The organism is Epilithonimonas sp., from assembly GCF_056329745.1.
The window spans coordinates 82,367-93,346 of record NZ_JBWEYV010000012.1 but is presented as its reverse complement, the minus strand read 5'-3'; the positions used below and the strand labels follow the sequence as shown (position 1 = coordinate 93,346).

At 38.8% G+C, this 10,980-nt stretch carries 11 protein-coding genes; 5 read left to right on the top strand and 6 right to left on the bottom strand.

Annotated features, from left to right (window positions below; translation table 11 throughout):
- The first annotated feature begins 290 nt into the window (after positions 1–290).
- The 3 genes from metG (at position 291) to AC00Y6_RS10070 (ending at position 3,785) form a co-directional block, all read left to right on the top strand.
- On the top strand, positions 291–2,327 hold the full coding sequence (gene metG / locus AC00Y6_RS10080) for a methionine--tRNA ligase (protein ID WP_474490494.1): 2,037 nt from the start codon (positions 291–293) through the stop codon (positions 2,325–2,327).
- 75 nt (positions 2,328–2,402) lie between these two features.
- Positions 2,403–3,257, top strand: coding sequence for an alpha/beta fold hydrolase (locus AC00Y6_RS10075; RefSeq protein ID WP_474490493.1), 855 nt, complete (start codon positions 2,403–2,405; stop codon positions 3,255–3,257).
- Positions 3,258–3,326: 69 nt separating this feature from the next.
- A complete protein-coding gene (locus AC00Y6_RS10070; protein ID WP_474490492.1) occupies positions 3,327–3,785 on the top strand; it encodes a methylglyoxal synthase in 459 nt (152 codons plus the stop codon).
- Between the two features lie 36 nt (positions 3,786–3,821).
- Here the strand turns inward: AC00Y6_RS10070 and AC00Y6_RS10065 are convergent, their stop codons facing one another.
- The 5 genes from AC00Y6_RS10065 to gcvT form a co-directional block, all read right to left on the bottom strand.
- Positions 3,822–4,844, bottom strand: coding sequence for a pseudouridine synthase (locus AC00Y6_RS10065; RefSeq protein WP_474490491.1), 1,023 nt, complete (start codon positions 4,842–4,844; stop codon positions 3,822–3,824).
- 83 nt (positions 4,845–4,927) lie between these two features.
- Entirely contained in the window at positions 4,928–6,100 is a 1,173-nt protein-coding gene (locus tag AC00Y6_RS10060; protein ID WP_474490490.1) for a methylmalonyl-CoA mutase family protein, read from the bottom strand.
- A gap of 5 nt (positions 6,101–6,105) precedes the next feature.
- Entirely contained in the window at positions 6,106–6,456 is a 351-nt protein-coding gene (locus AC00Y6_RS10055; protein ID WP_474490489.1) for an FtsB family cell division protein, read from the bottom strand.
- A 132-nt stretch (positions 6,457–6,588) separates the two neighbouring features.
- Positions 6,589–7,206: a uridine kinase gene (gene udk, locus AC00Y6_RS10050; protein WP_474490488.1), complete on the bottom strand. Its 618-nt coding sequence runs from the start codon at positions 7,204–7,206 to the stop codon at positions 6,589–6,591.
- Positions 7,207–7,374: 168 nt separating this feature from the next.
- Positions 7,375–8,457: a glycine cleavage system aminomethyltransferase GcvT gene (gene gcvT / locus AC00Y6_RS10045; protein ID WP_474490487.1), complete on the bottom strand. Its 1,083-nt coding sequence runs from the start codon at positions 8,455–8,457 to the stop codon at positions 7,375–7,377.
- Between the two features lie 159 nt (positions 8,458–8,616).
- On the opposite strand from gcvT, the gene AC00Y6_RS10040 reads away from it, so the two are divergent.
- Positions 8,617–8,949 (top strand): zinc ribbon domain-containing protein YjdM, encoded by a 333-nt coding sequence (locus AC00Y6_RS10040; protein WP_474490486.1) that lies wholly within the window; start codon positions 8,617–8,619, stop codon positions 8,947–8,949.
- A 253-nt stretch (positions 8,950–9,202) separates the two neighbouring features.
- On the opposite strand, the gene AC00Y6_RS10035 is transcribed toward AC00Y6_RS10040, so the two are convergent.
- Positions 9,203–10,135: a sulfate/molybdate ABC transporter ATP-binding protein gene (locus AC00Y6_RS10035; protein WP_474490485.1), complete on the bottom strand. Its 933-nt coding sequence runs from the start codon at positions 10,133–10,135 to the stop codon at positions 9,203–9,205.
- A gap of 133 nt (positions 10,136–10,268) precedes the next feature.
- On the opposite strand from AC00Y6_RS10035, the gene AC00Y6_RS10030 reads away from it, so the two are divergent.
- On the top strand, positions 10,269–10,928 hold the full coding sequence (locus AC00Y6_RS10030) for a YceI family protein (protein ID WP_474490484.1): 660 nt from the start codon (positions 10,269–10,271) through the stop codon (positions 10,926–10,928).
- The last annotated feature ends 52 nt before the right edge of the window (positions 10,929–10,980 follow it).

Here is a 10,980-nt window from a genome sequence, read left to right as displayed (position 1 = left end):
TAAGACATAAAACAACAACACCTAAAATCATACAAATCAATTACTTATATTAAAAATTAAATTTTAACATTTTTATAAATTTTAACATATTTTTAAACAATCGTTTAACTTTTTCTTGCACTAAATTAACCAAAATGAATTCTATATTAACAAAAAATGAACTTTTGATTAAGTATCCAATATCTTTAAATTATTAAAATCTTAGCATATTTTAAGTTTTATAATAAAATCAATAATGAAGATTCTTTCAAACTAAAATCGTAATTTTGCATCTCAAATTTTCAATTATAATGTCAAACAGAAAGATGATTACGGCGGCTTTGCCTTATGCAAACGGACCGGTTCATATAGGGCATTTGGCGGGTGTTTATATCCCTGCGGATGTCTATGCAAGATTCCAGAGAAGATCCGGGAAAGATGTCGCATTCATTTGCGGATCAGATGAGCACGGTATCCCTATTACCATTAAAGCAAAAAAAGAGGGCGTTACGCCACAAGATATTGTGGACAAATACCATGGGATTATCAAAAAATCCTTCTCGGATCTGGGCATTTCGTTTGACGAATATTCGCGCACTACATCCAAAAACCATTATGAGACCAGCCAAGATTTCTTTAAAGTGCTTTATGAAAAAAATAAATTTACAGAAGAAGTATCCGAGCAATATTTTGACGAGCAAGCTGGCGAATTTTTAGCCGATCGTTATATCGTTGGGACCTGTCCTCATTGCGGTAATGAAAATGCCTACGGAGACCAATGCGAAAAATGCGGTTCTACCCTGTCTCCATCGGAGTTGATCAATCCAAAATCAATGCTGAGTGGGAATGTGCCCATCTTAAAAGAAACAAAAAACTGGTATTTACCTTTAAATGAATACGAGGATTTCCTCAACAAATGGATTATCGAAGGTCATAAAAATGATTGGAAAACCAACGTTTACGGACAGGTAAAATCCTGGCTTAATGATGGCCTCAAACCTCGTGCGATGACCAGGGATCTCAATTGGGGTGTCCCTGTACCGCTCCCAAATGCGGAAGGGAAAGTACTTTACGTTTGGTTTGACGCGCCGATTGGCTATATTTCATTTACCAAAGAATGGGCAGAGAAAAATGGCAAAAACTGGAAAGATTACTGGCAAAGCGAAGAATCGGATTTGATTCATTTCATCGGTAAGGATAATATTGTATTTCACTGTATTATTTTCCCAAGTATGTTGAAGGCACACGGCGATTACATTTTACCAAAAAACGTCCCTGCTTTTGAATTCCTGAATCTTGAAAATGATAAAATTTCCACTTCCAGAAATTGGGCAGTGTGGGCACACGAGTATGTAGAAGATTTCCCTGGTCAGCAGGATGTTTTGCGTTATGCTTTGCTATCATCTGCGCCAGAAACCAAGGATAACAACTTTACGTGGAAAGATTTCCAAACGAAAAACAATTCTGAATTGGTTGGGATTTTTGGAAACTTTATCAACAGGGTTGCAGTTTTGATCCACAAATATTACAATGGTGTCGTTCCTCACGGTGATGCTACTGGACGAGAGCTTAAAGAAATCAATAAAGCAGCTCAGGAAATTGCTGGTTTTCTCGAGAATTATGAATTCCGTAATGCTTTGTCGGCATTGATGAACCTTGCCCGTTTTGGTAACCAATATCTTCAGACCGAAGAACCTTGGAAAACCATCAAAGACAATCCGGAAAAAGCGGCTCAGTCTTTATTTGTGGGTGCTCAGATTGCGGTAGCATTGGCGCAGTTGTGTGAACCTTTTATGCCTTTTAGTTCAGAGAAATTGTTAACGATGTTCAATGTAGAAAAATCTGATTGGAGCGTGGTTGAAAGCAATGCCGTATTGATAGAAGCCGGACATCAAATCAACGAAGCGTCTCTTCTTTTCTCAAAAATAGAAGATGATGTCATCGAGGCTCAGATCCAAAAATTAGAAAAAACAAAAGAAAATAATAAGAAAACCAACCCGAACGCCAATCCTATGAAAGAACAAATCACCTTTGATGATTTTGCTAAAATCGATCTAAGAACAGCCACCATCCTAGAAGCCGAGAAAGTTGAAAAGGCAGATAAACTTCTAAAATTTAAAGTAGATACAGGCGTGGATATTAGAACGGTCGTTTCTGGCGTTGCAGAAAGTTTTTCGCCAGAAGAATTGATTGGCAAGCAGGTGATGATCTTACTCAACCTTGCACCAAGAAAAATCCGTGGAATTGAGTCTCAAGGAATGTTCTTGTTGACAACTAAGCCAGATGGTAAATTATCTTTTGTAACGCCTGATGACAGCAATGTGGAAAATGGCATCGAGATAGGATAGTAATTTGCTCCACCGATAATTAATGAGCTTTCTTGATTAAGGAAGCTCTTTTTGTGGTCTGATGTTTGGTTTAAAATGACTGTTAATATAAAAAATTACAATATGCCTTACATCACAAAACCAATCGACAAGAACAAAAGTATCTATTACGAAGATTTCGGGGAAGGACAGCCAATTATCCTTATTCACGGATGGCCACTCAGCAGCAAATCCTGGGAGTTACAGGTTCCGGCATTGTTAGAAGCTGGTTACCGCGTTATCACATACGATAGAAAAGGTTTCGGTAAATCATTACCAACACTGGATGGCTACTGTTACAATGGCCTTGCAGAAGACCTTTTGGACATTATAGGTGAATTGGATTTACAAAATGTCATTCTCGTAGGATTCTCCATGGGCGGCGGCGAAGTGGTAAGATTCCTTACCAATTATGGCTCAGAAAACATTGATAAAGTCACACTTATCGCTTCCATCATCCCTTTGGTTAAACAAAAAGATGACAACCCTGATGGCGTACCTGAAAAAGACCTCGACGACATTCTCAATAACTTGAAAAAAGACCGGGTAACTTTTCTGGAAGGTTTCCACAAAAATTTCTACAACTTTGGACTGTTGTCTCAATCGGTAAGTCAGAAACAACTGGACTTTGACTGGAGCATTGCCTCACAGGCTTCTCCCATCGCCACCATTAAGTGTGCTGAGAGCTGGGCCAATACAGACTTTCGCCCGGAACTCAAAAATGTTACAGTCCCAACATTGATCATCCACGGCGATGCAGATAAGATTGTTCCCATTGCTACAGCCGGAGATCAGGCTGCAAAAGGCATTGTCCAAAGCCAGTACCACGTGATTCCAGGTGCGCCGCACGGCCTAAACGTAACACATGCAGAGGAAGTTAATAATATTTTAATTGATTTCCTAAAGGGGTAAACCTTAAATTAAAGAACCAAAACAGTAGCTTTTATAGCTGCTGTTTTTTATTTTTACAAAAAGTTAAAAATGAAAACACGAATCATAACGCCAAGAAAAACTATTGCCCTTGTTGCGCATGACCATAAAAAAGATGAGCTGATCAGCTGGGTAAAAAAGCATAAGGAAATCCTTTCCCAACACCGCTTGATTGCAACCGGAACCACGGGAAAACTCATTGAAAAAGAATTAAATGTTGAAGTAATAAGGGTTCTAAGTGGTCCTTTGGGTGGCGATCAACAGTTGGGCGCACTCATCGCAACCAATGAAATAGACATTGTCATTTTCTTTTGGGATCCTATGGAAGCACAGCCGCATGACAGCGATGTAAAAGCATTCCTAAGGCTTTGTGTGGTCTGGAATGTTCCCATTGCCAATAATTCTTCCACGGCAGATTTTATACTGAGTTCTCCCTTTATGTCTACTGAATATCCTGCAGAAATTACGGATTATTCTAATTACCTTAACCGAAATATCCGGGATTTGTAAATAAAAAAAAGACTGAAAATTCAGTCTTTTTTATTGTTATAGCATTTTGAGGTTGTTCACTTCCTGCTCTGTTAGGATGCGCCAATGCCCTCGTTTGATATTTTTCTTAGTAAGACCTGCAAACATTACTCGATCCAGCGCTTCTACTTCGTAACCGAGTTTTTGGAAAATCCTGCGGATTACCCTATTCCATCCGATGTGGATCTCGATGCCAACTTCATTTTTTGGCTGGCCTTCGATAAAAGAAATACTGTCCACTTCTGCAACACCTTCCTCCAGACGGATACCTTCTGCAATAGATTTTAGGTCTTCTATGGATAACTTCCTGTCCAAAGTCACATGATAAATCTTGCGCATGTTGAACGATGGATGAGTCAGCTTTTTGGTAAGATGTCCGTCATTGGTAAGCAAAATAACACCGGTAGTTTGCCTGTCTAGCCTGCCAACCGGGAAAATCCTGTATGGCGAAGCATTAGCCGTAAGGTCCATAACGGTTTTCCTTGCTTTTTCATCTTTAGTAGTGGAGATGTAACCTTTTGGTTTGTTGAGTAGGACATAAACCGGTTTTTCCGGTGTAATATTCTGTCCGTCAAAAACAACACGGTCGGTTTTCTGCACCTGGTAACCCATCTCGGTCACCACTTTGCCATTAACTTCTACAAGACCTTGTGTAATAAGGTCATCGGCTTCCCTCCTACTGCAAATACCGGAGTTTGCAATATATTTATTAAGCCTAATGGTTTCTTTGGGGATACTTTTGCTGATTTTGTCAAACCTTCTTTTCTGGATAAAAGATTTAGTTTTATCTTCATCACGCTCTGCTCTAGTAAACGGTTTTTTAGGACCAAATTTTCTCTCGCCGTTCTCGTATTTGTCACGGCTGTCAAAATTACGGTCACCACCTCTCGTTGTTTTTGGCCCTTTAGAATTTCCAAAAGGCCTTCCGGCAGCCGACTTTCCATTTCTTTCACCTGAGCCACGGGAACTGTCAGAAGATCGGCCAGCGCCAAAACTCCTTGGTTTTTTATTTCTTCCTGATTGATTTCCGTCTCTGCTCATTTTCTAAAATTTTTGCAAAGATAGTGATTTAGTTGAGAGTTCAGAATTATAGATTTTTAAAACAGAACACTGATGATCAAATTCTAAAAAGATGACTCAAACATTTCGGCTAAACGAACCCTTTTGATCAGCTTTTCATCATACAAATCAGCTGCTGTTTTGGTCACCTCAGATTTTGGATAGAGATTAACGCCTATCAGTTTAATTTTACCTTCTTCAGCCCATTGTTGTTCTTTTACAGCGTGATCAAAAATCATTTTTTGGATTTCGCCCGATTTCAGCATTTCGAGATAGCCGCCTTTTTCTTCAATTTCGATGAAAAATTTCCAAGATTTCTCAGCGAATTGTAATGTAATATCTTCTACAAAATAACTTCCCGAAGCTGCATCTTCAAAAACATTAATGATGCTTTCATATGCCAAAACAATCTGCTGTTTAAAAGAAATTTCTTGTGATAGGTCGGATGCATTCTCAATCTTATAATCATTTGAAAAAACCGCATCTGCACCACCAATCATAGCAGAAGCCAGCTCCAGTGTGGATCGGATTAGGTTGTTTTCGGGATCGTTTTTGGCTTTGTTACGTAGCGTGGTTTCAGAAAAAATGAAAGGAATCAGATCTTTATCATACTCTTTTGAAAACTGGTTAAAGAGATATTTGAATGCTCTTATTTTTGCCATTTCAAAGAAATAATTGGATCCGACAGCAAACCGAAAAACCAGCTTTTCAAGGATCTCTGCGCCATACAATTCCACCAATTCTTTCGATTTGGCTAAAGCAAAAGCCAGCTGTTGAGTAGCAGAAGCACCTGCGTTCTGATGCAAACTGACATCCACAGCTATTTGCCTTTCAAAGGTTTTGGATAGCAATTCGCCTGCTAAATGGGCATCTACCAGACCTGATTGATCCTCGGAAAAAACATCGATCAACGAAAAATAACGGTTGCTTTCTTCGGTTGTGATGTGCTGTGCCAAATCCGGATTATTGATAAAAATCGCCTTTTCATAAAGGTCTTCTACATTTTCATTTAACAGAAAAGCGTAAGCCTGCTCTGCCAAACTTTCCTGATAAGGCGCGACAAGGTGTGTGCTTTCTTCGAGCCTTGGTAACAATTTTGCCTGAGAATTATTGGGATAATATGGTTTTACAACTATGCCTTCCAGATTATCTTTTTGGAGAACGTCATTAATATTTTCTGTTTTCAACTGCTTTTTGACGAGCTGTTCCCAATCGGAAAAATGATTTTTGATCTCCATAACATTTATTTTTTAGCAATTTTTGAACTGTCAACTACCAGGATGAAAATCTCTTCATTGGGTTTTTTCATAAAGTAATTTTCGCGGGCATATTTTTCCTTTTCTTGCTTGTTGTTCATCAATTTGCGGTAGAATTTGTCGTTTTTCTCGTATTCGGTTTTGTAAAAATTTAGTTGATTTTCGTACCTTCCAATTTCGCCATTCAGTTCATTGATAACCAGGAATGATGTGCTGTCGAAAAAAATCATCCAGATAAGAAAACCTGCCAAAGTCAGCACATACTTGTTCAATATATAAGCCTGAAAAAACTTGAGCGTGGGTGATTTTTTCTTGATATCCTTAATAAGTTCTTTCATAATCCTGTGTATTTTTTTGGGGAGAATAGCTCGCAGCCCGGCTTGAGCGTAAATCCTTTTTTTGCAGTGGCTAATGCTGATGACAAAAAAGATTGGGAGCGGAAGACGGAAATAGCTGCCATAATAATTAGGTTAGTACACTTTTTTAAGTGAATTATTGATAACCGTAGTTAAAAAATCGATGGCCACAGAGTTCTGCCGCATGTTGGGAACAATAAGGTCGGCTTCGTTTTTGGAAGGCTCTATAAATTCCTGATGCATGGGCTTGAGCGTAGTCTGGTAACGGTGCAAAACCTCCTGCAAATCGCGGCCACGCTCCTGTGTGTCTCTGCGGATTCGCCTGATGAGCCTCTCGTCTGAATCTGCATGAACAAAGACTTTGAGGTCAAATTCTTTAAGCAACTCTTTGTTGGTCAAAACCAAAATCCCTTCTACAATCAGTACATTTTTGGGTTCTACAGTTACGTGGTCGCCAGTGCGAGAATGCGTTACAAAAGAATAAATCGGCTGCTCTATACTTTCCTCATTTTTGAGCGCTTTTACATGTTGCAAAAGAAGTTCAAAATCGATGGATTTGGGATGGTCATAATTGAGAATTTCCCTTTCGGAGAGTGTCAGATTCTGGTTATCATGGTAATAATTATCCTGAGAAAGCACATTAACCCCTTCTGCATTAAGTTGTTGAAGAATTTTATTCACCACAGTAGTTTTCCCGGAACCTGTTCCACCGGCAATTCCAATAACGAGCATTTTTACATTTTTTACAAAAATACTATAATTTTTTTTCGGACTCAAATAAAAATGCGGCTTTGTAAAATTATTGATTAGGAAACTTTAATTTCCACAATTGGTAGAATTTAATGCAAAAAAAATTGCCCCAGAAACAATCCGGGGCAATAGAATTCTTTTGAGGAAAGTCTAAACTACAAAAGGTAATTTTACCACTTTTGCAGGGATGTCTTTATTCCTGATTCTGATGAAAATTTCGGAACCTAATTTAAAATGCGGTTTATCCACATAAGCTAAACCCACACCAATTTTTTTCATGGGCGACATGGTTCCAGAAGTTACTTTACCAATAAGGTTGCCTTCTGCATCTACCACCTCGTAATCATGTCTTGGGATAGCTTTTTCCTGCATTTCAAAACCAACTAACTTTCTGGAAACACCTTCTGCTTTTTGATTTTCGAGGAATGCTTTGTTAACAAAATCTTTATCAAACTTTGTAATCCAACCCAAACCAGCTTCCAAAGGCGATGTGGAATCATCAATATCATTACCATAAAGGCAAAAACCTTTTTCCAGCCTCAAAGTGTCTCTGGCAGCCAAACCGCAAGGAATTAACCCAAAATCTTTCCCAGCTTCTATAATCGCATCCCAAAGTTGTCCTGCATTTTTGTTATCGAAATAAATCTCAAAACCGCCGCTCCCTGTATAGCCCGTGTTGGAAATAATGACGTCCGAAACGCCATCTACAGAGCCAATTGCGAAATGATAATAAGGAATGGATGATAAATCGGTTTCTGTTAATTTCTGAAGAATTTTTGTTGCTTTCGGTCCTTGGATGGCGATGAGAGACATCTCATCCGAAGCGTTTGTCATTTTTGCACCAAATTTCTCATTGTATTTTGAAATATGATCCCAATCTTTATCAATATTGGAGGCGTTTACAACCACAAAATATTTTTCATCTGCGATCTTATAAACGATCAGGTCATCCACAATGCCGCCATTTTCGTTGGGCAGGCAGGAATATTGCGCTTTCCCATTTTCTAAGGCATCCACATTATTAGACGTTACAAACTGCAACAAGTCCTTTGCCGAAGGGCCTTCGATAAAAAACTGCCCCATGTGGGAAACATCAAAAATCCCCGCTTTTTCGCGGACAGCAAAATGCTCATCTGTAACACCTGAGTATTGCACCGGCATTTCAAATCCGGCAAATGGTACAATCTTTGCGCCCAGAGCAACGTGTTTATCGTATAAAGCAGTCTTTTTCATTTTATAGAGTATAGATTTATTTTTACTTGCGCACAAATATAACAAGATTTTGATTTTAAATCAGATGATAAATGTTATTTGAACCTGATTGTCAATTTAGTTATCTTTGCAGCCGTCAATCCACGGAATATATACCGGGAACTAAAATCAAAACCAATTATGAGCGACGTTATTATCTGCCCAAAATGCCAATCCGATTATACCTATGAACAAGACGGAATGATGGTTTGTTCCCAATGCTTTCACGAATGGGATCCGGCAGAAGCCGCCAATGCCGACAAGATTTTTGATTCCAATGGTAATGAACTGCAAAACGGCGACTCTGTGGTTGTTATCAAAGATTTGCCTGTGAAAGGTGCTCCAAAGCCCGTAAAAGCAGGAACGAAAGTTAAAAATATCAGACTGAGACCAGATAGCGATCATAATATCGACTGTAAAATTGACGGTTTTGGGTCTATGGCACTTAAGTCAGAATTTGTAAAAAAAGCCTAGTTGAGCCAATTAGCAACAGCTTTTACAATGATTTTCTGAAATAAAAAAAGGAAAGATTTGGCAGGGTAATCTTTCAAAGACTTCGATTGCAAACCGCGCGGAGTGCTAATTTTCAGTCCCTAGGGCAGAAAGAGAATTAACCAAAAAATTCCTTTAAATTTTCAGTAAATCAAATTTACATCAAAAAAATATTATTTAACAAGCTGTTAATGTATAAGTTATCCATATTTTATCCACAATCGGTTTGATCTGCCTAAAACTTTAAAAACACAGTTCCCGAAATCGATTCCTGAGAATAAACGATAACAGTTTTATCTCCTATAACCAGCTTGTTCCTGTAATGCGAACCGGCAAACCGGCTTTCTAAAACTGTAGCTTCCGCACCCCTTTCGCTAACCTTAATCTGATGAGGGAAATAATGGCTCTTCGCCAGATTAAATTCTAATTGTTCTTTTTCTGTAAAAATATTGACTTCTCCGAGAAGCTTGGCAACATAATCATTATAAGGATTTTCGTAAGTCTCCTTGGGTGAGTCGGCTTGTATCAAACGGCCTTCCTGCAAGACGACAATCCTGTCTGCCCAAGGCAAAACCTCTTCCAGATCGTGCGTTGAGATCATCAAACTGAGATTATTTTCCTTAACGTAATTAAACAGCTTATCTCGAAGTTCAAACTTTCTGGAAAAATCGAGATTGCTAAAAGGTTCATCCAGCAAAAGCATTTTTGGTAATATCGCCAACGCCCTAGCAATAGCTACTCTCTGCTGTTGTCCACCACTCAGGTTAATCGGCAGGACATTCGCAAAATCAGTAAGACCAACAATATCCAAAAGCTCCAGAATTTTATTCTTTTTTGCACCAAGATTGATATTGGAAATAAATTTGCCCACATTGTCCGCCACCGTGCCATACGGCATCAGATCATAGTTTTGTGCCACAAATTTCATATCCGCTTCGCCGGGAACAAGGTTGGACTTTGGCCCGCGAAGGACACGCCCGTCAAAAACAATCTCACCGCCCTGCCAATCCATCAGGCCATAAATAAGGCTAAGCAAAGTAGATTTGCCACAACCGCTCTCTCCCGCCACCGCAATAATCTGCCCTTTTTCGATGTTGAGATTCAGGTTTTGGAACAGCGGTCGGTTGGTCTGATAATTGAAATAAAGATTGTTGACTTCTAAGAGCATTCTTTTGAAAATTAATATTTGGAAGTGTTGGAATTTTATTTATTTTAGCAAAGAACGTAAAACTTAGTAAAAAATAAAACTTTTTGACTGAAAATCAATGAGTGAAGTATTCTCCTTATAAAAGCAATTAATTATGAAAAAAAGAATCCTGCTGCCTGCTATTGTCTTGATTTCTTCCGCTGTAGCTATTATATCTTGTGGTAAAGACAAACCAGTCACCAGCGAAAACAATGAAGTATTGACAACCAATGACGGCCAAATCTACGTTGTAGATACACTGAATAGCAAGGCGGAATGGAAAGGTTTTAAAGTTGTAAAATCCGATAACACGAGCCATATCGGAACGCTGAAACTGGAAAGCGGTGAAATGACCGTTAAAAACAACAAGTTGGAAAGCGGTCAATTTGTAGTAGATATGACTTCGATTTCCAATACGGATCTGAAAGATAATGAAAATAACGCCAAACTGATTGATCACCTGAAAAGTGCAGATTTTTTTGATGTGGCTAAGTTTCCTACGGCGAGTTTTGAAATTACAAAAATATCCGAGGCGCCTGCCGGCGGCGATTACAACACGATCCTCGATGGGAACCTTACTTTGAAAGGTATTACAAAACCAGCCAGTTTTAATGCTAATGTAAAAGTAGCCAATGGCGAGTTGAGCATTGCCACAGAACCAAAAGACATTAACAGAGATGAGTTTGGTATCAAATTCCAAATGCCTGCCGCAGAAGGTTTGATTAAGAACGAAATCAATGTCCAGATGAGGATTAAAGCTATCGAGAAAAAATAAATCAAGCTATACAAGTCTAACAGTAAATTATCTGCCCGTTATAAGGCAGATT

What these genes read in the sequence shown, in the direction of transcription:
- AC00Y6_RS10030 (WP_474490484.1), top strand. Translation starts at nt 10,269, where the DNA reads ATGAAAAAAAGAATCCTGCTGCCTGCTATTGTCTTGATTTCTTCCGCT.
- metG (WP_474490494.1), top strand. Translation starts at nt 291, where the DNA reads ATGTCAAACAGAAAGATGATTACGGCGGCTTTGCCTTATGCAAACGGA.
- AC00Y6_RS10075 (WP_474490493.1), top strand. Translation starts at nt 2,403, where the DNA reads ATGACTGTTAATATAAAAAATTACAATATGCCTTACATCACAAAACCA.
- gcvT (WP_474490487.1), bottom strand. Translation starts at nt 8,457, where the DNA reads ATGAAAAAGACTGCTTTATACGATAAACACGTTGCTCTGGGCGCAAAG.
- AC00Y6_RS10035 (WP_474490485.1), bottom strand. Translation starts at nt 10,135, where the DNA reads ATGCTCTTAGAAGTCAACAATCTTTATTTCAATTATCAGACCAACCGA.
- AC00Y6_RS10070 (WP_474490492.1), top strand. Translation starts at nt 3,327, where the DNA reads ATGAAAACACGAATCATAACGCCAAGAAAAACTATTGCCCTTGTTGCG.
- AC00Y6_RS10060 (WP_474490490.1), bottom strand. Translation starts at nt 6,100, where the DNA reads ATGGAGATCAAAAATCATTTTTCCGATTGGGAACAGCTCGTCAAAAAG.
- udk (WP_474490488.1), bottom strand. Translation starts at nt 7,206, where the DNA reads ATGCTCGTTATTGGAATTGCCGGTGGAACAGGTTCCGGGAAAACTACT.
- AC00Y6_RS10065 (WP_474490491.1), bottom strand. Translation starts at nt 4,844, where the DNA reads ATGAGCAGAGACGGAAATCAATCAGGAAGAAATAAAAAACCAAGGAGT.
- AC00Y6_RS10055 (WP_474490489.1), bottom strand. Translation starts at nt 6,456, where the DNA reads ATGAAAGAACTTATTAAGGATATCAAGAAAAAATCACCCACGCTCAAG.
- AC00Y6_RS10040 (WP_474490486.1), top strand. Translation starts at nt 8,617, where the DNA reads ATGAGCGACGTTATTATCTGCCCAAAATGCCAATCCGATTATACCTAT.